Annotated in this window: 19 protein-coding genes and 1 riboswitch; of the genes, 7 read left to right on the top strand and 12 right to left on the bottom strand. The window is 41.1% G+C overall.

Going from position 1 to position 20,215, the window contains the following annotated elements; genetic code table 11:
• Position 1: 1 nt before the first annotated feature.
• The 5 genes from sufB to sufC are packed head-to-tail and all read right to left on the bottom strand — an operon-like array spanning position 2 to position 5,169.
• On the bottom strand, positions 2-1,411 hold the full coding sequence (gene sufB, locus LMB56_RS06960) for a Fe-S cluster assembly protein SufB (protein WP_229283479.1): 1,410 nt from the start codon (positions 1,409-1,411) through the stop codon (positions 2-4).
• Positions 1,404-1,865: a Fe-S cluster assembly sulfur transfer protein SufU gene (sufU, locus tag LMB56_RS06955; protein ID WP_035157455.1), complete on the bottom strand. Its 462-nt coding sequence runs from the start codon at positions 1,863-1,865 to the stop codon at positions 1,404-1,406. Before sufU ends, sufB begins: the two co-directional genes overlap by 8 nt.
• Complete coding sequence (locus LMB56_RS06950; protein WP_229283480.1) at positions 1,852-3,090, bottom strand: aminotransferase class V-fold PLP-dependent enzyme; 1,239 nt, start codon at positions 3,088-3,090, stop codon at positions 1,852-1,854. Before LMB56_RS06950 ends, sufU begins: the two co-directional genes overlap by 14 nt.
• Positions 3,071-4,360 (bottom strand): Fe-S cluster assembly protein SufD, encoded by a 1,290-nt coding sequence (gene sufD / locus LMB56_RS06945; protein WP_229283481.1) that lies wholly within the window; start codon positions 4,358-4,360, stop codon positions 3,071-3,073. The genes LMB56_RS06950 and sufD overlap by 20 nt, the downstream gene beginning before the upstream one ends.
• 11 nt (positions 4,361-4,371) lie before the next feature.
• The gene (gene sufC, locus LMB56_RS06940) at positions 4,372-5,169 is read right to left on the bottom strand and encodes a Fe-S cluster assembly ATPase SufC (protein ID WP_035157461.1); all 798 of its coding nucleotides are present in this window, start codon (positions 5,167-5,169) and stop codon (positions 4,372-4,374) included.
• A 234-nt stretch (positions 5,170-5,403) separates the two neighbouring features.
• Between sufC and LMB56_RS06935 the strand changes: the two genes are divergently transcribed.
• Genes LMB56_RS06935 through LMB56_RS06925 form a run of 3 tightly spaced genes read left to right on the top strand, consistent with a single transcriptional unit; the run spans position 5,404 to position 7,768 of the window.
• On the top strand, positions 5,404-5,610 hold the full coding sequence (locus LMB56_RS06935) for a FeoA family protein (protein WP_003667931.1): 207 nt from the start codon (positions 5,404-5,406) through the stop codon (positions 5,608-5,610).
• A 1-nt stretch (position 5,611) separates the two neighbouring features.
• Positions 5,612-7,603 (top strand): ferrous iron transport protein B, encoded by a 1,992-nt coding sequence (gene feoB / locus LMB56_RS06930; RefSeq protein WP_229283482.1) that lies wholly within the window; start codon positions 5,612-5,614, stop codon positions 7,601-7,603.
• A 6-nt stretch (positions 7,604-7,609) separates the two neighbouring features.
• Complete coding sequence (locus LMB56_RS06925; RefSeq protein WP_124216061.1) at positions 7,610-7,768, top strand: FeoB-associated Cys-rich membrane protein; 159 nt, start codon at positions 7,610-7,612, stop codon at positions 7,766-7,768.
• A 97-nt stretch (positions 7,769-7,865) separates the two neighbouring features.
• Here LMB56_RS06925 and LMB56_RS06920 read toward each other — a convergent pair whose 3' ends face one another.
• Both LMB56_RS06920 and menB read right to left on the bottom strand, forming a co-directional pair.
• Positions 7,866-9,287: an o-succinylbenzoate--CoA ligase gene (locus LMB56_RS06920; RefSeq protein WP_229283483.1), complete on the bottom strand. Its 1,422-nt coding sequence runs from the start codon at positions 9,285-9,287 to the stop codon at positions 7,866-7,868.
• 15 nt (positions 9,288-9,302) lie between these two features.
• Positions 9,303-10,124, bottom strand: coding sequence for a 1,4-dihydroxy-2-naphthoyl-CoA synthase (gene menB, locus LMB56_RS06915; RefSeq protein WP_003667939.1), 822 nt, complete (start codon positions 10,122-10,124; stop codon positions 9,303-9,305).
• 33 nt (positions 10,125-10,157) lie between these two features.
• Here menB and LMB56_RS06910 point away from each other — a divergent pair, with 33 nt between their 5' ends.
• On the top strand, positions 10,158-10,532 hold the full coding sequence (locus tag LMB56_RS06910) for a PaaI family thioesterase (protein ID WP_003667940.1): 375 nt from the start codon (positions 10,158-10,160) through the stop codon (positions 10,530-10,532).
• Positions 10,533-10,879: 347 nt separating this feature from the next.
• Positions 10,880-11,455: an RNA polymerase sigma factor gene (locus tag LMB56_RS06905; RefSeq protein ID WP_153702485.1), complete on the top strand. Its 576-nt coding sequence runs from the start codon at positions 10,880-10,882 to the stop codon at positions 11,453-11,455.
• Between the two features lie 65 nt (positions 11,456-11,520).
• On the opposite strand, the gene LMB56_RS06900 is transcribed toward LMB56_RS06905, so the two are convergent.
• Positions 11,521-12,705 (bottom strand): MFS transporter, encoded by a 1,185-nt coding sequence (locus LMB56_RS06900; RefSeq protein ID WP_065532889.1) that lies wholly within the window; start codon positions 12,703-12,705, stop codon positions 11,521-11,523.
• A gap of 168 nt (positions 12,706-12,873) precedes the next feature.
• On the opposite strand from LMB56_RS06900, the gene LMB56_RS06895 reads away from it, so the two are divergent.
• Together LMB56_RS06895 and LMB56_RS06890 are read left to right on the top strand one after the other, a co-directional pair.
• Positions 12,874-15,762: a YfhO family protein gene (locus tag LMB56_RS06895; RefSeq protein ID WP_229283484.1), complete on the top strand. Its 2,889-nt coding sequence runs from the start codon at positions 12,874-12,876 to the stop codon at positions 15,760-15,762.
• A gap of 73 nt (positions 15,763-15,835) precedes the next feature.
• On the top strand, positions 15,836-16,561 hold the full coding sequence (locus LMB56_RS06890) for a potassium channel family protein (protein WP_011953459.1): 726 nt from the start codon (positions 15,836-15,838) through the stop codon (positions 16,559-16,561).
• 45 nt (positions 16,562-16,606) lie between these two features.
• On the opposite strand, the gene ribH is transcribed toward LMB56_RS06890, so the two are convergent.
• Genes ribH through ribD form a run of 4 tightly spaced genes read right to left on the bottom strand, consistent with a single transcriptional unit; the run spans position 16,607 to position 19,902 of the window.
• Complete coding sequence (gene ribH / locus LMB56_RS06885; protein ID WP_122481266.1) at positions 16,607-17,065, bottom strand: 6,7-dimethyl-8-ribityllumazine synthase; 459 nt, start codon at positions 17,063-17,065, stop codon at positions 16,607-16,609.
• A 2-nt stretch (positions 17,066-17,067) separates the two neighbouring features.
• Positions 17,068-18,249, bottom strand: coding sequence for a GTP cyclohydrolase II (ribA, locus tag LMB56_RS06880; protein WP_122481267.1), 1,182 nt, complete (start codon positions 18,247-18,249; stop codon positions 17,068-17,070).
• Positions 18,249-18,851, bottom strand: a complete 603-nt coding sequence (locus LMB56_RS06875; RefSeq protein ID WP_122481268.1) for a riboflavin synthase — start codon at positions 18,849-18,851, stop codon at positions 18,249-18,251. The genes ribA and LMB56_RS06875 overlap by 1 nt, the downstream gene beginning before the upstream one ends.
• Positions 18,844-19,902: a bifunctional diaminohydroxyphosphoribosylaminopyrimidine deaminase/5-amino-6-(5-phosphoribosylamino)uracil reductase RibD gene (gene ribD, locus LMB56_RS06870; RefSeq protein WP_183144993.1), complete on the bottom strand. Its 1,059-nt coding sequence runs from the start codon at positions 19,900-19,902 to the stop codon at positions 18,844-18,846. Before ribD ends, LMB56_RS06875 begins: the two co-directional genes overlap by 8 nt.
• A gap of 147 nt (positions 19,903-20,049) precedes the next feature.
• A riboswitch (FMN riboswitch) is annotated at positions 20,050-20,190 on the bottom strand.
• Positions 20,191-20,215: the final 25 nt, after the last annotated feature.

The raw sequence follows: 20,215 nt of genomic DNA, 5'->3' as shown, positions 1-20,215 counted from the left end.
ATTAACCAATTGAACCTTCCATCTCAAAACTGATTAAACGATTCAATTCAACTGCATATTCCATTGGCAATTGCTTCGTAAATGGTTCCACGAAGCCCATAATAATCATTTCAGTTGCCTTTGCTTCTGAAATTCCCCTGCTCATAAGATAGTAAAGTTGTTCTTCAGAGATCTTAGATACTTTAGCCTCATGTTCCATTGCGACATGGGCATTGTCGATTTCATTATATGGAATCGTATCTGATGATGATTGGTCGTCCATAATAATCGTGTCACATTCAACGTGGGCTTTAGAGCCATCAGAGTGCTTACCAAAGCGGACTGTTCCGCGGTAATCAGTTGAGCCCCCTGTCTTAGCAATCGATTTTGAAACAATTGAACTAGATGTGTTTTTAGCATTGTGGATCATTCGGGCTCCCGAATCTTGGTGGATTCCGTTGCTGGCAACTGCGATAGAAAGCATGGTTCCACGTGCACCCTCACCATTAAGGTAGACACTTGGGTACTTCATCGTAACTTTTGAGCCAAGGTTCCCATCAACCCATTCCATGGTTGCATTTTCTGCCGCTGCGGCCCGTTTTGTTTCTAGACTATAAACATTATCAGACCAGTTCTGAATAGTTGTGTAGCGGCAGTAAGCATCCTTGCAGACGTTAACTTCAACAACCGCAGCATGGAGACTATCAGAAGAGTAATTGGGAGCAGTACATCCTTCAACATAATCGACACTTGCCCCTTCATCAACAATAATCAAGGTTCGCTCAAATTGTCCTGAGTTTTCCGCATTAAGCCGGAAGTAAGATTGAATTGGCGTCTTTGTCTTAACGCCCTTTGGTACATAAATAAATGAACCACCCGACCATACTGCTGCATTTAGGGCCGCAAATTTATTATCAGTTGGTTGAACTAATTTACCAAACCATTTTTTAAATAATTCTGGGTACTCTTTTAAGGCTGTATCTGTATCAGCAAAAATAATCCCCAGCTTTTCAAACTCATTTTTCATATTGTGATAAACAACTTCGGATTCATATTGAGCAGATGAACCGGCAAGGTATTTTCGCTCTGCTTCTGGAACCCCTAAGCGATCAAAAGTCCGTTTTAAATCTTCGGGCACATCATCCCAGTCGCGAAACTTTTTATCCGTCATCTTTTGGTAGTAAAGCATGTTCTTAAGGTCTAATTCTGATAAATCTGGCCCAAATTTTGGCATCGGCAATTCTTTATAAATCTTGTAGGCCTTAAGCCGGTAATCCAGCATCCATTGAGGTTCATGCTTAGCAGCTGATATTTTGCGGACAGTTTCTTCTGTCAGCCCTCTCCCAGTTGAATATTCCGGCTCAACATCATCATGAAAGCCGTATTCGTACTGGTCATTATTATTTATAATGCTTGCTGCATCATTACTCATTATCTTCTTCCTCCTCGCTATCCTTCAACAGTGCTCGTTGTAATGCCCACCATGAGAGCGTGGCGCACTTTATTCGAGCTGGGAATTCCATAATACTGGTAAGAATCCGGGCATCTCCTAGTTGATCCAAGTCAGCTTCTGAATGTTCTTTACCGATTGCCATATCAGAAAAAGTCTTTGCCATCGCAAGGGCTTCTTCAGTTGTTTTTCCTTTAACAGCATCGGTCATCATGCTTGCTGATGCTTGACTAATAGTACAACCATCACCAGTATAGGCAATATTTTTGATCTTGTTATCTTCTACTTCGACCTGAAGATTAATCGTATCTCCACAAGTAGGATTATGAAGGGTCATTGCATTCGTAGTAGTTGCTAATTCTCCCTTATTATGTGGATGATCGGCATAATCGAGAATCACTTCACGGTATAAACCATTTAACTTAGATAGTCCCAATGTTAAAGAACTCCTTTGTTTCTTTGATTGCATTAATTAATTGATCAGCATCTTCTTTAGTATTGTAAAAATAAAAACTGGCACGAGCGGTTGCTGTTACTCCCAAGTCTTCCATGAGTGGCTGCGCACAATGGTGACCTGCGCGGACTGCTACCCCATCCATATCAAGGGCCGTAGCAACATCATGGGGATGAAGGCCTTTGATGTTAAAGGCAATTACCCCAGTATGCTTTGCTGGCGATTGCGGACCGTAAACTTCGACATCTGGAATGGCAATTAACTTGGGCAAAACATAGTTAACAAGTTCCTGTTCTTTTTGCACAATCCTATCCATTCCAATACCATTTAAATAATCAATTGCGGCTCCAAGACCAACTGCCCCGGCAATATTTTGGGTTCCTGCTTCAAATTTAAACGGGATATCAGCCCATGTACTCTCATCCCGGTGAACATCATTAATCATTTCCCCACCGTATTGGTAAGGAGGCATCGCTCGTAATAAACTCTCTTTTCCGTATAAAACCCCAATTCCCATCGGGCTCATCATCTTATGACCAGAGAAGGCGTAAAAGTCAACATCAAGATCTTGTACATCGACTGGCATATGGGGAACCGCTTGCGCTCCATCACCGACAACGATTGCCCCATGTTGGTGCGCAATCGCTGCTAATTCTTTCAAGGGCGTCACTGTTCCTAATACATTACTAGCATGGGCTACTGCCACAAGCTTTGTCTTATCGGTAATTTTCTTTTTAGCATCCGCAAGATCAAGTTCGCCATCTGGAGTTAATTCAATATATTTCAGGGTAGCACCCTTTTCCTTAGCTAATTGTTGCCAAGGAATAAGGTTACTATGGTGTTCCATTATTGAAATAACAATCTCATCACCAGGTTGAATGTTTTGTTCGCCATAGGTTGCAGCGACGAGATTCAACCCATCCGTACACCCCTTTGTAAAGATAATCTCATTAGCACTCGACGCGTTAATAAACTTTTGCACTTTTTTTCGCGCTTCTTCATAATCCTTAGTTGCACGTTCTGCTAGCGTATGAACCCCTCGATGAACATTTGCATTATCTTGTTCATAAAAGTTAGCAAGTGCCTGAATTACCTGACGCGGGCGCTGAACAGTCGCAGCATTATCAAGGTAGGCTAAGCGTTCATCATTAACCCGCTGATTAAGTGCTGGAAAGTCGGCTAAATAATCATTCGTATTGTTGTCCATCGGCGAGCTTCCTTTCAAGAATCGTAATTAACTTATTCCGTACATCCGCTGCTGGGATTGCACTCAAGACTGCTCCTAAGAATCCTCGAATAACCATTCGTTCTGCTTGTGCGCGCGGAATTCCCCGACTCATTAAGTAATACATTTGTTGTTGATCAACAGGGCCAACACTAGCCGCATGTCCTGCCTCAACATCATTTTCGTCAATTAACAGAATTGGGTTAGCATCTCCCCGTGCTTGATCAGACATAATCAACACCCGATTTTGTTGATCAGCCTTTGCACCATGAGCACCATGAATAATTTGCCCAATTCCATTAAAAATCAATTCAGACTTTTCAAGAATGACACCTCGCTGGTTTATCAATCCGGTAGTATGCTTGCCGTGGTTGGTAACGCGGTTGTTGACGCCAACTTCTTGGTCACGAGTAGTTACGGCAATCATCTTTGAGTTAGCATAACCCCCATCACCTAGCAATTCGGAATCCATGTCACCAACTGTGGCGCCATCATTCATTAAGCCAACTGCCCATTCAACGTGCGCATCCTTGCCAATGTCGGCACGCCGCTTAAAGTAAGTATGGGTATGAGGACCAAATTCATCTAAGGAAGAAAAGTCAATCTCACTATTTTCCTGCGCCATTAATTCAATCATCATATTAGCAGCATTCTCATGGTCACCAACCGTTGTAAGGTGTTGGATAAACTTAATTCGGCTGCCACGATCAGCAATTACTAGAATATGCGAAATCAAGGGCTCATCTTGAGTGCTGTCCTGAATAATCTCGGCCTCAATTGGCTTTTCAATTTCAACGTTCTTTGGAATATAGAGGAATAAACCGGCATTAAGGTAGGCAAGATGATAAGCAGTTAAGAGGTTTTCTTCGGGGTTAATAGCAGTCATGAAATACTTATTGAAAAGTTCAGGATATTCGCGCGCAGCAGTAAAGATATCTGTGAGAATAACCCCCTGATCTTGAAGCTTTTGCGGCAAGTTAACGTGGAGCAAAGTTTGTCCCAACTGGGTTACCTTAATTACTTCATCATCGGCGACTGGTTTTTCAACTAAGCTGGTATCTGATTCAACCCATTTCAATGGCCGATCCGCAATAAGGGGCCAAGTTCGAAAATCGAACCGTTGCATTCGTGGCAAACGGAGCTTTTCCATCAACTCCCGAGCACTAAGCCGGCGATCAATCAATTGCTGAGGTTCATTATTTGCCTTACTAGCAGCAATTATTTGTTCTTTTGCTGAGTTTAATTCTGTCATCAAACTGCCTCCTAGTCTTCATCATCTACAAGTTTGATATCAAGACCTAATTCGTCACGTAAGCCAGCGTAACCTTCATTTTCAAGTTTCTTGGCAAGATCAGGGCCACCAGTTTTAACAATTCGGCCACCCATCATTACGTGAACTGTATCAGGAACGATGTAGTTCAAAAGACGTTGATAGTGGGTAATAATTAATGAACCAAAGTTGTCGCCCCGCATTGAATTAACACCCTTTGAAACCACCTTAAGGGCATCAATATCAAGTCCAGAGTCAATCTCATCAAGAATCGCAAAACTAGGTTCAATCATTAAAAGCTGCAAAATCTCATTCCGCTTCTTTTCACCACCAGAGAATCCCTCATTAAGATAACGTTCAGTCATGGATTGACTCATATCAAGCAATTCCAAATTCTTGTCGAGTTTCTTAATAAAGTCCATTACCGAAATTTGATCATCTTCAGGACGACGAGCATTGATCGCTGCTCGAAGGAATTCAGCATTAGTAACCCCTTGAATTTCAGCGGGATATTGCATTGCAAGAAAAAGGCCTTTTCGTGCCCGTTCATCGACTGGCATGTCAACAATGCTCTCCCCATCAAGAAGGATATCTCCTTGCGTAACATGATAGTTAGGGTGACCCATGATGGTTTGAGAAAGAGTAGACTTACCAGTTCCATTTGGTCCCATAATTGCATGGATTTCTCCAGTCTTCATCTTGAGGTTAACCCCTTTAAGGATCTCCTTTTCTTCTTTACTTTCTTCATCTTTAACTGAAACGTGAAGATCCTTTATTTCTAGTGTTGCCATAAAATTCATCCTCCTGATCCGAAATATTCCAAAATATTCCAAAATATTCTCGGTAAATATTCCATAAATATCAATAAATTCTTTACATTCTTATTATATCCGAATAATAAAAAAATAAAACTATTCATCTCAATTTATTTTAAGCGCTTTCTCAATAAATGATTTAAGTGTATAATGAAGATATAATATAGTGTTTATATAATTTTGGAATATTCAATAAGGTAGGTGGCGATAATGATTCAACAAAATTATATTCTTCACTCATTTGACTGTTTAAATACAGCCACTGCCGCCCGACTACATGATATGGGCTTATGTGAAGGGTGTCCGATTAAAGTAGTTCAAAAATACCCCTTTCATGGCCCAGTGATAATCGAAAATGACCACCAACGAATCGGTTTGCGGTACACCGTTTTCGCATTGCTTACGGAGGCAAAGTGAGATGACAACAGTTGCGCTGATTGGAAACCCTAATACTGGCAAAACTACCCTGTTTAACTCGCTCACTGATAAATATGCCTATGTTGGTAATTGGACAGGAGTCACAGTTGAAAAGAAACAAGGGACGCTTAAGGGAACGGATATTGTTATCATCGATTTACCTGGTGTATATTCACTCGATCCTTTGACAAAAGATGAAGCAGTGGTAACTAACTACTTAATGCATAATCAACCTAATATGGTCTTAAATATTACAAATGCTAGTCAGTTAAAACGAAACCTTTTGCTAACAATCGAGGTATTGGAACTCGGTTATCCTGTTGTATTGGTTCTTAACATGATTGATGACCTCCGTCGATCAGGGTATGACTACGACCTCGACCTGCTTGAAAAAAGGCTGGGTTGTAAAGTAATGACAACAAATGCGCGCGGACACCAAGGAATTGATCAATTACGAAAAGAAACTATCAATTGTAATTCGCTCCATCCTACCCAACTAGATTTAGATTATCCCCCGATGATCAAACAAGCAATCAGGCAGGCAAGTACAGCGCTGGAAAGCAATTATTCTTTTGCGCCCCAAGTTGCGCGTTGGTTAGCGATTCAATTCATAAGTAAGAATAAAGTAATCCGCAAATTTGCCCAGGAAAAAGAGCTAACTCCCCTGCTTTCGCAACAAAAATATTATGACGCGCAAAAGTTTGCTGACCAGATCTTTGAAGTCCGGCTACAGTTTATTGAGGACACGCTTGATCAGGCGCGGCATCCACTTAGCAACGGTGGTCAAGTTGAGCTAACAAGTCGAATCGACAAAATCGTTACCAATCCGATTCTTGGCTTACCAATTTTTGTCTTAATTTTCTTTATAATGTTTAAACTATCTTTTGATTGGGTTGGTACCCCACTTTCCGATATGCTTGATCAATTTATATCAGGCCCGGTTTCAACTACCGCCGACCAAACCTTAGCTAGTCTCGGGGCAATTCCCGCATTACGGTCGCTAGTCGTTAACGGTATTATTGCCGGAGTTGGAGGAGTTTTAGCCTTTATTCCGCAAATCTTCATGCTCTTTGCCTGTATTTCCCTGCTTGAGGACTCTGGTTACATGGCGCGGGCAGCCTTAGTAACAGACCGGGTTATGCAGATGATTGGTTTAAACGGTAAATCTTTTATTCCATTAATCATCGGTTTTGGTTGTAATGTTACGGGAATCATGGCCGCACGAACAATTGAACAGCCTAAAGAACGACTGATCACTACCTTAATCATGCCGTTTATGAGCTGTTCAGCCCGCCTACCGATTTATAGCTTATTCGTTGCCGCCTTCTTCCCACGTCACCAAGCACTGATTGTTTTATCAGTCTACTTCCTAGGGATTGTCGTGGCTTTAGCAATGGCAAAATTCTATCAAGTAATCTTTAAAGTAAAAGAAAGTTCAGTTTTTGTAGTTGAACTCCCGCACTATCATCTTCCCCGTCTTGATGTAATTTGGCACGGCACATGGGATAAGGGTAAGGGATTTATTAAAAAAGCTGGGACAATTATTTTTGCCGGAACTGTTTTAATCTGGATATTATCAAGTTTTGGTCCTAGCGGTTTTGTTACTAATTCGGCTAATAGTTTTGCAGCCGGCCTTGGACACATCCTTGTTCCGGTCTTTAAGCCAATTGGTCTTGACCAGTGGCAGCCAATCAGTGCTTTGTTTACAGGAATCCTTGCCAAAGAGGTTATTACTTCTAGTATGATGGTAATGTTCCACACAAGCAGTAAAGCATTCCTCATTGCTTCACTTGGCCAGTTTATGACTCCGCTTTCTGCTTATACGTTACTAGTCTTTATTCTCTTATACGCACCATGTTTCGCAACGTTAGCAACTATTAAGCAAGAAACTGGTTCGACTAAGTGGATGCTTTATTCTGTTGCATCCAGTTTAGTCGTTGCTTATGGGATTGCATTTATTATCTTTCAAATTGGTCGATTGTTTATTGGGTGATTTAAAATGAAATTAATTATTAACTTTATTATTATTGCTGCAATTATTGCGTTAGCCTTTTACCTCCTTGTTAAAACTTTTCAACGAGGCAAGCAAGGTAAATGTGCAGCTTGTGACTACGATTGTGAAATCAAAAAGCTGGCAAAGAATAAAAAGCAATTATAAAAATCTGGAGACGTATGGTTATTTTCCACGTTATCTTGCTATTGTTCGTAAAAACGAGGCTGGGAGAAAACTTTTGTTTTCTCTCAGCCTCGTTTTTTTACTCATTATTCAATTTTTCTCGTAACATAAACCGGCGAATCTTGCCACTTGCGTTTTTCGGCAATTCTGAAACGAAAATATAGTGTTGAGGAACCTTATATCGCGCCAGATGTTCATAACCATAATTTATTAACTTAGTTGGAGAAAGACGACGATCACTGACGACAAAGGCAACTGGTACTTGTCCCCAGACAGAATCATTTTGACCAACGACTGCAACTTCATTAATTTGTGGGTAACGTTGGTAGACCTGCTCAACTTCTTGGGGGAAAATATTTTCTCCGCCAGAGATCAACATTTCATCTGCGCGGCCATCGATATAGAGGTACCCTTCTTTATCCAGGTGACCAACATCTCCTGTCCGGTACCAACCATCAATCATTTTAGAAGGCAACTTATCAGGCAGGTTAAGATAGCCCGGAGTTAAAGCCGGTGTTTTCAGCAGAATTTCACCATCTTTACTAAGTTTTAGTTGGGTTGAGAATAGTGGCTGCCCAACTGATCCTAATTTTAGGAGTGCATCAGCTGACCGTAATGCGACAATTTGGGAACATGTTTCCGTCATTCCATAGCATTGAACAACAGGAATTGACCGTTGCAAACATGCTTCGAGCGTTTCTCGATCAATCGTTCCGCCCCCAAGTAACATACAACGAAATGCTGAATTATAGTGCGTATTAGTCTTATTTTGCTGCTGAATGAGTTTTTTCAGCATAAAAGGCACAACCGACATAATGGTGACAGTTTCATTTGCTAAAATTCGTTCAATTTCTTCAGCACGGAACTTCTCAACCAAGCGAACAGTCATCCCGTAAATTAATCCCCGCATAATAATCGAAAAACCACTAATATGAAAGATCGGCGCTACACACAACCACTTATCTGCGGACGATAAACCTAAATTCAATGCAGAAGAGACTGCTGAATAAAAATGGTTGCCAAAAGTTTGCAAAACTCCTTTAGGTTTACCGGTCGTCCCAGAAGTATACATGATGCTGGCTACCCAGTCTGATTTAAATACTGAAATCAACTCTCCTGGATCAGCATTTGTTATCAAGAATGCACTGTAAGACTTAAAAGGATTCGTCATTCCTGATCGCCAGAGAGAATTTTCAACCAAGCACAACTGAAGCCCACTATCTTTAATCTGTCGTTCAAGCTCTTCACCGGCAAGCCGCCAGTTCAACCAGACAATCGTGCGGCCACTACACATGATTGCTAATGCTAATTTATAGCTCATCAGAGTATTAGTAGCTAGGAGGCCTACCCGCGAACCAGGATTAAGGTGGTCAATTTTTCCCACAAGTACCTCTACTTGTTTTTTTAATTCAGCAAATGATAGGCGCTCATTACCGTCATCAATTGCAATCTGGTTCGGCTGAGTTGCCGCTTGCTTTAATAGCCAGTTTTGTGTTTCCATTTAAATTGCCTCTTTTTATGGGAATTTAGGGAACTGGTCAAAATCAGGGTCCCGTTTTTCGTTAAAGGCATCGCGCCCTTCTTTACCTTCATCAGTGGTGTAGAAGAGCATCGTCGCATCACCACCGAGTTGTTGGAGGCCAGCTAGTCCATCAGTATCAGCATTCATAGCAGCCTTAATAAACCGTAATGCCGTTGGTGACTTCTTCAAAATTTCGTTACACCAGTCCAAGGTAACCGATTCAACTTGGTCTAATGGCACAACTTTATTAATCCAGTTCATCTGGTAGGCTTCTTCGGCACTGTAGAAGTGGTTTAAGAACCAGACTTCCTTTGCCCGTTTGTGACCGATCACGCGGGCAAGGTAACCAGATCCATAGCCAGCATCAAAACTGCCGACCTTGGGACCGGTTTGCCCAAATTTAGCATTGTCAGCAGCAATTGTTAAGTCACAGACAAGTTGCAAGATATTTCCGCCACCAACTGACCAACCTTTTACCATCGCAATGACTGGTTTAGGGATAATCCGGATTAAATGCTGCAAGTCAAGGACATTGAGACGGGCAATCTTATCGGGGCCGACATATCCACCGTTACCCCGAACTCCTTGGTCACCACCAGATGAGAAAGCCTTATCACCGGCACCGGTTAGGATAATCACCCCAATTGTGCTATCATCACGACAGATGGTAAACGCGTCGATCATTTCTTGAATTGTAACGGGGGTAAAGGCGTTCATCTTTTCTGGACGATTCATTGTAATTTTTGCAATCTTTCCCGCTCGTTCAAAAATAATTTCAGAATAATCTTTAACCGGTTGCCAATCAACTGTTGTCATAACTACTCTACTCCTTTTGTGAGGTCAATAATAATGAACCTATTAGAAAATTTAGATATTCAAACTCAATCAGTCACAGCTAACAAATGCGTTATCACTGTTAAAGTAAGTGATAAACTCAAGCAACCTTATGGAATCGTTCATGGTGGGATAAATGCAGTCCTCGCTGAAACCGCAGCTTCCTTAGGTGCCAATCAATGGTTAGCTGATCGTCAACAAGATCAAATAGCTCTCGGTGTTAATATTACCACAGAGCACCTCATTGCGGTATCGAATGGTGAATTAAGGGCCATTGCAACGCCGATTAAATGTGGACGACGAATCCAAACCTGGCAAGTCGATATCCATTGTAATGATCAATGCACTAGTACCAGTATAGTTACCCTAATCAACCAGCCTCACCCGTAAATTTCTGATCAATTCTTTAATTAGTATTTGAAAATAAAATTATTCGGAATTATAAAAAATGGTTATGCACCTTTGTTACTATCTTTTTTCGCTTTAACGTTCGATTAATCGTTCTGATTATACAAATTCTGTTATTGTTCTAAAATAAGACATTTGATAAATTAATACCAACGCGAGGCGAACTGCGTGATAAAATTAAAACGTTTTATCTTGCCTGAATTAAGGAATGAATCCCTTCTTTTAGGTCGTCAGTTTACCTATTTGGGGAGAAGAAAAATAAATAGGACAAACACTATGATGGGAAGCATGTCGCGTAAATTATAGTTTTAAAGGAGAGCATTTTTGATATGCGCTTCAATGAAGAAGATGAAGAAAAGTACCTTAAGTTGATTAACAATACCCGTCGCGGAAGCAATAAGGACTTCGAAGAGTTATTTCGCCGTTATTGGCCGCTCGTTCGCCGACTGTGGCAACGATATAATATTAGCGGCCTTGAATTGGCAGATTGGGAACAGGAAGCCCGCCTTGTGATGCTAGAAGTTATTCGTTTATACAATAATCAAGGTCCGCGCATGTTTAGCTGCTTTTTTAAGGAATGCTTAACCAACCGGATTCGTGATATCCAACGACAAACTCAGGCTCACAAACGGATCCCAGCAGGCTGTCTTTACGCATTAAGCGATGATTTTGCTGAAACACTTACCGACTTTTTACATCATTCCCCTGATGACATTATTTATTGCCGGCAGAGTCTTGACCGTTTACTTTGCCATTGTTCTACATTTGAACGAAAAGTACTAGTTTATCTCCATACTGGTTATTCGATAACTGAGATTGCTGGTACTCTTGATTGCTCTAAACGGAGCGTCCAAAGTGCCTTGCATCGTTGCCACGGCAAGCTATTAAAAGTATTAATGAAGTAAGGACTTATAAAGCAAAAATAAGGTGCTGAGAGAAAGCTTTTTATTTTCTCTCAACACCTTATTTTTTACGCTTTTCTAATAAACAAACATGCAATCACTGCAACCAATGCACTGATAACAAGGCCGAAGAAAGCGGCTGAATATGAGCCAGCTGCTTGGACAATCCACCCAATTAAGAGCGGACCAACAAAGCCACCAAGTTGCCCACCAAAGTTAACAATCCCAATTGATGATCCATAAGTTCTCTCCGATAAAATCTGCGCAATGAAACTAAAGATACCAGTAAATGCCAATGATTTAACGAAATAGATCAAGACATCAAAGATCACAACGCCTACTAATGAAGTTGACTTGAAGAGACCGAACATGAAAACCAGGGTCAGGAATGAAGCAATGCTAATCATCCACCGTTCATGCTTCTTAAACAAGTGCACCATCACAAAGCCAGAAATAAATGCTGCAATACCTCCAGAAATAACTGGCAGTGGTACTAACCAGGCCAAGTTCTTCAAGTTAATTCCTTGTTCCTGTAAGAAATAAACTGGCATCCAGGTTTCAAGGCCCTTAGTAATGATATTCAGGGCAAGCCCAATTACCACAAAAGCCCAGACACGGTGATCAATCTTTTTCCATTCAATTTTGGGACGCGCCTGTCCGTTTTCTTGACTGCTATTAATTGGCCGTTCTACCAGGTAATAGGCAAGTAAAATAATAAACCCACCAACCCCAAGCCAAACAAAGGCATTTCGCCAACCACTGCTAGCAATAATTGGCACAATAATTAGTGGTGCTACTGCTGCCCCGGCATAATTCGATGAAATTAAGGCAGAAGTTGCCTGTGATTTCTCACTCTTATCATAATTTTCAGAAATTCGTTTTAATGCCGCTGCTGGATATGGTCCTTCTGCAATCCCAAACAGAAACCGAATCGCAATCAAGGCAGCAAGCGACCATGCCCAGCCAGTCACCATCGTCATCAACGACCAGGCAAACAGGGAAATAATCACCATCAATTTACTACCAAACTTATCAGTTAAGTATCCCCCAGGTATCTGCATTAAAGTGTACCCTAAGAAGAACGCACTGGCGGTTGCCCCTAATGCTGCTGCTCCGACATGAAAGTCTTTACCGATGTAAGCAAGGGAAATATTCATCACTGTTCGGTCAGCAAATAAAATCATATATCCTAAATATAGTAGCAGAAAAGATCCCCATCGTTTTGCTACTGTAAAGTTACCTATATTTTCCATAAAATTACCCCTTTAATATAAAGATCTTTTTTATTGTAATTGATCATTTTAGAACTTACCACCCAAATTCTAAGAATGTCCGCTAAAATTAAGAACGTCACTCTTAATATTTTTTTGTTAAAATATTAGAGACATCCTAAAAAATGATTGTTAATCCAAGGAGGAATTATGGATTTCTCATTTAAAAAACGACCGGTAAAAAGACTATACGGTGAATACACTATTTTATTCATCTTCTTAGCCTTATGTATTTTCGGGACATACTTAATTACTGGTCATACTTTTATCCTTAGCAAAGATGCTCTCAACCAGCATTTGCCCTTACTAGCAAAGTATCGGGAAGCACTGATTAGCTTCTTCCACCATCCCCGCCTAAACTTCTGGTCATGGCAAATGGGACTAGGCAGTGATACCTTTCAAGTATATTCTTACTATACGATTGGAGACGTTTTCTCTTACCTTGCACTACTTTTTCCCGCGGCAAAGATTACCCTCGCCTACCAGGTAATTAATATTATCCGGATGTATTGTGTTGGCCTCGCTTTCGTCTATTTTGCTCAACACTTTAAGTTTCGCAATAGCGTCATTTTGATGGGGGCAACAACCTACCTGGTCAATTCGTTTTTACTCTATGCTTGTATCGCCCAGCCTTTCTTTACCACGCCATTTATCATCTTTCCGTTAATTGTGGTCCAGATTGAGCGGATACTACAAGAAGGATCACCCTGGCCGCTTGTTGGTGCCTTTACATGGATGTTAGTAAGCAACTATTACCTTGCTTACGTTTTAGGAATTGGTTCATTCCTCTATCTTGTTCTTCGAGTAGGAACACATTATCGTCGCACGCTTAATTACGGGAAAACTTTTCTTAAACTTGCTTTTGCAACAATTACTAGTGTCCTCTTATCAGCGGTTTTGCTTGTTCCCGAAATTATCGCGGTCACAAATTCAACCAGGACTGGATCATTATTTGCTAATGGTTTAAAAACCTATCCTCTTTACTACTACCTCTTTTTGCCTAAGTCACTGATTAACGGTGGTCAATGGTATTTCATGTTCTGGTCTGCGCTAGGGATCGTTTCAATTGGTTTTATCGCCCTTGTTTACATTTATTCTCGTCCCCGAAAGTATCCCCTGCTAACGATTAGCCTTGGTCTAGCGCTCATCATGCTGCTAATTCCAGCAGTCGGCGCTTTCTTCAACGGAATGATGTCAGCTTCTAACCGTTGGACGCTCTTGATCTACCTTCCATTAGCAATGGCCGTCTGTATTCTAGCAGAGAACATTCCGACGCTTGATCAAAAGACAATGGCGGTCCTAAGTTGGGCAACGGGGATTTACCTCATTATCTTGATCGCAACCTTCTTCTTTGACAATGAGAATGATATTTTTATGCCGGTTATTTTCTTAATTGGCTCCCTAATGGCCATCTGGTTGATTCACTTAAATAAACTTACTCATCCTTACCGGTGGCTACTAGCAATTATAATGCTTAACGCCGGGGTGAACGCAATTTACGCGGCTTTTCCCTATAACGGAGATTTCTCTAGTAGTATGCTGAGTCGGGGAGAGTATCAAGCAATTACCAGCAACCGTTACGGTAACCTTGATCAGGATTTGAAGAACAATTCTTTTTACCGCGTTTCAACAATTAGCCAAAATAAGATTATTGACGGCCCGAACCTTGATAATGACCTTACTTCTGGATTGCATAACATTGATTCTTACTATTCACTGCAAAATAAATATTTGGGACAGTTTAATACAAGCCTACAAAATAACCAGTATCAGGCTAACATCCCCATTCGGCAAGCCGATGATCGGACAATTATGAACAATTTCTTTGGCGTTAAATATGTTTTTGTTCAAAGCAATGGTGATAACGCGACAAAGATTCCCGCTGGTTACTTTTTAGATAAAGCAACTGATCCAGTCATCAATTATGATGAAGGACAGCCAAGCAATCCCAAAAGCAAGGATGAGTTTGTGCCCACGCAAACGATGCGGTATAAAACAAACTATGCCTTCCCATTACTTTACTGGCAAGATAACTACATTAGTAAAAAAGATTATCAATCACTCTCACCAACTGAAAAAGAACGCGTTTTAGCTACCGGTGTTCTGGTTGATAAGCAAAAAAAGCTCCGAGGAATGAAGGCCGCTAAGCTCAAGACGCATGTCTATCCCCTTAAAAGCGAGTTAGTTTCCAACCGCTTGAATAAGGTTAACCCGGCTAAACTGACCTATACCGATAGTGAAGAAACTTATCAATTGCAATTACCAGAGCTGCAAAGTAAAAAAATGCAGCAAAAATTAAAGGGCAGCGAGTTGCATATTGAATTTTCGAAGATCAAATACACTCCTTTCTCCATGAAAGAACAGATTGCCTATGAGCAAGCACATCTGAAGGAAACGGTCCTTAATCCCGGAAATGTTATTAATCAGCGCTATACCCACTATCGCTATTGGCGTTACCACGTTTTAAATGGTTCACCTGATATTAGCTTTAAGCTTAATATCGGCAGTAAGTTTGGAACCGCCACGATTGAACAGGCACGGCAAAGTACTCTTTCTTTGTTTAAGCACGTTACTAATTCGACCCTTAATATTGGTTATTATGATGGTAAACTGCCGACTTCACTCACCTTCCAGCCTTCAAAACTCGGAACTTATGAGCTCAAATACCGGATAGTAGCAGAAAAACTAGATAATAACTATTATCGTGAAGTTAAGACATTGCAGCGCCATCGCCTAAAGGACGTTAAATTCAAACGTAACCAAGTTCAGGGAACAATTAAAACGACTCGTCCTGGCGTCCTCACCTCTTCGATTCCTTATTCTACTGGCTGGTCAGCGAAAGTTAATGGGAAAAAGGCAACCACCTTACGAACAAACCAAGCTTTCTTAGGAGTATACTTACCTGCCGGAACTCACCATGTTACCTTTAGCTATGAGTTGCCAGGAATCAAATTAGGGGCATTACTCAGTTTGATTGGTCTAGTCTGGACTATTCTTGCTGGAATCATTACGATCGGATGGGAACGAAAGCGCAAGTAAAGCAGAATAGTTCTTGCATCCCTTTTAAGAGACGCTTAAGATAAAATTAAATCTATGGGCAGGAGAAAAAATCGTGCATAAGAAGTTTACCTACATTGTCTACCAAATTATTATGGCTATCTTAGCCGTTATCTCGATTGGAATGCTAATCGCATATTATGCCAAGCGAATCAATATTGATACCTACCCTTACAATATGATTGACAATGGGATTTGGTTGGTCTTCTTTACGGATTATGTCATCCGCCTGATTATTTCACCAAATAAACGCGAATTTGTTAAAGATAACATCTTTGACCTTCTATCAATCATTCCTGCCAGTAGCCTTTTCTTTCTCTTCCGAATTGGGCAAATTGGTAGAACTTTTCAGATGCTTAAACTCATGCGCATTATGCGTTTGGTCGGTTTTACCGGTCGGCTGGGTGTCTTCTTTGAGCGAAATGAGTTGCTCTACTACTTGTACATTACGATTGCTGTCATAATGGTAGCCGCTGCAATGTTTTGCATCTCGGAGAAAGTCTCTTACGAAACAGCCCTGTGGTGGGCAATTACAACTGCTACTACGATTGGTTACGGGGATGTGATTCCTAAGACCGGAATTGGCCGGGCAGCTGCGATTGTCCTGATGCTCTTGGGGATTGGTTTTATTGGGATGCTTACCAGTACAATTACTGAGTTCTTTGCCAAAAAAGACGAACGGAAGATTTCCGCCCAGTTAGTCAAAATCCAACATGAAAATCGCCAACTAAAGGCTGAGTTAGACGAAATCAAGCGTTTGATTCAGAAAAATAAACGTTAGCAAATAACCTCCATTCTTGGATAAATCCTTGAATGGAGGTTATTTTTAATTTATTTGTCGATTTAACGAAATCATCTCTAGTAAGCTTTGTGCAGTGATCGCTCCTTCATTACCCGCTTTGAGTCCCGCTCGTTGCATTGCTTGTTCAATGTTATCGGTAGTAAGGATGCCAAATGTAATTGGAATATTGCTCTTTAAGTTAAGATTCATTACGCCGCTAGCAACATTTTGACAAATTAAATCGTAGTGATCTGTTTCACCTTTGATAACAGCGCCTAACGTCAAAATGCCGTCATATTCCTTTTTTGCCAATAATTGTTTCGTCATAAACGGAATTTCAAATGCTCCTGGTACATGATAAACATCAACATTTTCAAGGCCAAACTTAGCTAACATCTCTGTGGCCCCTTGAACCAATTGCTTAGTAACCGTTTCATTAAAATCGGCAACAACAATCCCGATTTTTGCACTTTGAACATTAAATTTTCCAGTAAATTCTTTCATGATTAAGCCTCCAGATTCAGTAAATGGTGAAATTTATTTTTCTTTGTGATCAAATAATTCTCGTCGTAGTTATTAGGCGCTATTTCTAATGGTAGACGTTCATTGATTTCAATATCGCCAAGTTGTAATTGCTCAATTTTATCAGGATTATTAGTAAGTAGGTTAATCTTGGTTATCCCTAATTGGTGTAAAATCGCAATTGCTTGGTCATACTGCCGTTCATCAGGCGCAAAACCTAATTTTTCATTGGCCTCGACAGTATCATAGCCGTGTTCTTGCAAATGATAGGCTCGCAACTTATTTGCTAAACCAATTCCACGGCCTTCTTGACGCAAATAAATAATAATCCCGCTGCCGTTTTTCTCAATTCGACGCATTGCTTCATGAAGTTGAGGACCACAATCACAGCGAAGGGAACCAAGAACATCGCCAGTAAAGCATTCTGAATGCAAGCGAACCATTACAGGAGTAGTTGGATCAATATCTCCTTTTATCAGCGCTAGATTATTGTCATCAAACCATCGTAAGCGAAAGTCACCATACTGAGACGGGAGATGCACCTCTTCTACTGGTTTGCTCGCTAAACTTTGCCGGTATTCCTGAAGTTCTTTGATCGTAATGATGGGTAAGCCAAATTCGGCTGCTTTCTCATGAAGTTCAACTGATCGCGCCATTTTACCATTGTCTTTTAAAATCTCACAGATATAAGCAACTGGTTCCACTCCAGCCAAGCGCGCGAGGTCAACCGCGGCTTCAGTATGACCATCGCGTTCTAATACCCCATTTTTCTTGGCGACCAAGGGAAAGATATGACCTGGCTTGTAGAAGTCTTCGTTTTTAGCAGTCGGTGCGGCAAGATGAGTAATAGTGCGCCAACGATCAAAGGCTGAAATTCCCGTTGTTGTCGAATGATGGTCAACGCTGATCGTAAAAGCCGTGCCAAACGGATCAGAATTATCAGCAGTCATCTGAGGTAATTTCAGTCGTTTAGCTACTTCCGGTGCCATGGGAACACACATCAATCCACGTGCATACTTAGTCATAAAGTTAACTTTTTCAGGGGTAGCTTTACTAGCAAGGCCAACTAAATCTCCCTCTGCTTCGCGGTCTAAATCATCCATAACAATCGCAAGTCCACCTTGTTGTAGGTACTTAATTGTTGCTTGAATTTTCTTTACATCCATTAGTTTTTGCCTCCTGATAAGTTTGCGACAACATATTTTCCTAAAATATCAGTTTCTAAATTAACCTCATCCCCTACTTTGAGCGCATCTAAATTAGTAACGAGTTGAGTGTGAGGAATCAGGCCAACCGTAAACCAATCGTCACCGGTTTCCATCACAGTTAAACTCACACCATTAATCGCGACACTTCCTTGCGCTACCACTTGACCATGCAGGCGGTGTGGAATACTAAATTGCACTTCAATCGCATTTTCATTGACAGTCCGCTTTAAAACTCGTGATAGTTCGTCAACATGCCCCGTTACAATATGGCCCTCTAGCCGTTCACCAATTTGTAATGAGCGTTCCAAGTTAACATCAGCGCCTTCTTTCAAATTCTTGAATGTTGTTTTTTCAAACGTTTGCGGCATTAGGGTTGTCGTAAATTGATTATTTTTAATACCTACTACCGTTAAACAAGTGCCATTTACCGCGATTGAATCTCCGAGTTGGACGGTAGTTAAAAAGTCATCAATTCGCGGAGTAACTGCTAGTTCAATTGTTTCTCCTTGTAGGTTGATCTCTGTTATCCGACCAACTCCTGCTACTAAACCACTAAACATGTTCCATCTTCCTTCCCGCAATCCTAATATTATTCTCTAAAACTTTAATTTCCTGATGGGCTAAATGTAATTGATGAGGTGACTCCATCCCTGGCACCCCTTTTTCGCCAAGCATCTGGGGAGCTAAATAAGTAATAAGCTCTTCAAACAATCCTTTCCGTAAAAACGCTTGATGAACAGTCGGACCCCCTTCTACATAAACAGATTGAATTTCTTGTCGACCAAGTTCATGCAAGATGTCGTTAATTGACCACGTCCGGCGATAAAACACCCGAATGCCTTTAGCAAACTGATCTTGTAGCGAACTATTTTCCGTAAAAATCCAAGTAGGTGCCTGCCCGTCAGTTAACAAGTGTAAGGTTGGGTTATCTTTTAAACGTCCCCGGCGGTCAAGAACAATCCTTACTGGCGGGAACTTTGTAGGGGCAGTCGTTAATAAAGTTGGATTATCAATAATTGCGGTTTGGCTTCCAATCAAGATCCCTTGAAAATTGCCGCGCTCGGTATGAACCATTTTTGCCACAGCAGAATTAGTAATCGCCGTTCGTTGACCTTTTTCTGCGGCCACGTGATAGTCAAGACTAACTGCTTGTTTTAAAGTTACCCATGGTCGTTGGTACCGATAGAAGAAATCGTAATGCGGATTTAAGGCCTGTGCTGCTTCTTTAAGGACGCCCGTTTTGACAGTAATATTTTGCTGTTGAAGCGTAGCAATTCCTTTCCCGGTGACAAGCTTGTGCGGGTCTGTTTCCGCAATCACAACCCTTCTGATGCCCGCGTCAATAATCGCCTGACTACATGGTGGTTGTTTCCCATAGTGATTGCAGGGTTCCAACGTAACATAAAGAGTTGCTCCCTGTAACTGTTTCGGCGTAAGTTTACCTATTGCATCCCGTTCAGCGTGAATTCCACCATATTCGTGAGTATGACCTCGCGCTAAAACTTGACCATTCTTAACAATAACTGCCCCAACACGAGGATTTTTCCAGGTTTCATTGCCAGCCTTTGTTGCTTCAGCGATTGCCATTTGCATGAAATAAGCATCTTCCACTCTAACCATCCTTTCCAAAATAAAAACGTCCTAAGATTTCTCTCGGGACGTTAAATAGTTAACTTAAAAAAACAGCTCGGCAAAAATAAAACCGGATAACATCACTGCTATCCGGGGCTTTACGTTTAAACTGATTGTGTAATTTTTAGTTTTCTTCTCCCATCCAGACTATACTGTCGGTACCAGATTTTCACTGGTTCAACCGTTAACATAAATGCTAACGGGTCACGGACTCCAAGCGTACTTGTTACCGTCGGTTGGGAATTTCACCCTGCCCCGAAGAAAATTAGATTGTTAAATTTACATATAGTGT

Origin of the sequence: Limosilactobacillus reuteri, assembly GCF_020785355.1 — a bacterium.
Lineage (GTDB): Bacteria > Bacillota > Bacilli > Lactobacillales > Lactobacillaceae > Limosilactobacillus > Limosilactobacillus reuteri_I.
The sequence above is the reverse complement of the archived record's forward strand: the minus strand, read 5'-3'. Positions and strand labels throughout refer to the sequence as shown.